Genomic DNA, 521 nt, shown 5'->3' on the forward strand with positions numbered 1-521 from the left:
TTAAAGATATTCTTCTCCCTCTTAGCAAAAGCAATATTGCGGCTTTATTTATCATTATGTTTATTTATGGATGGATACAATATCTCTGGCCTCTCATAGTTACAACTGATCAAAATCATCAAACTATTCTTATTATTCTCAAACAACTTATCGTAGAATCACTTCAACATGATCCTCAATGGAATATACTCATGGCAGTATCGGTCGTCGCCATGGTGCCACCTGTTCTTGTTGTCATCTGCATGCAGCGGCTTTTTATCAAAGGTCTTATTGAAACGGAGAAATGACTGTGGCCATAATCCAGTTATCAAATATAAAAAAACAATATGAAAACGGCATTCTGGTCATTGATGATTTAAACTTAACTGTTGCCGATAGTGAGCTTCTTGTCCTTGTCGGTCCTTCAGGATGTGGTAAGTCAACTTTATTACGCATCATTGCAGGATTAGAGCAAGTTACTTCAGGTGAACTCTATATTGATGATGAGCGTATTAATGATCGTGAACCAGCTGATCGCGACA

The 521-nt window shown here is 37.4% G+C and carries 2 protein-coding genes; both read left to right on the forward strand.

Going from position 1 to position 521, the window contains the following annotated elements; translation table 11 throughout:
- A partial coding sequence (locus ACFIK8_RS13125; RefSeq protein ID WP_375669676.1) for an ABC transporter permease subunit occupies positions 1-287 on the forward strand: 287 nt, incomplete at its 5' end.
- A 2-nt stretch (positions 288-289) separates the two neighbouring features.
- A partial coding sequence (locus tag ACFIK8_RS13130; protein ID WP_375669677.1) for an ATP-binding cassette domain-containing protein occupies positions 290-521 on the forward strand: 232 nt, incomplete at its 3' end.

This window comes from Bartonella sp. MR168JLCBS (assembly GCF_042194175.1).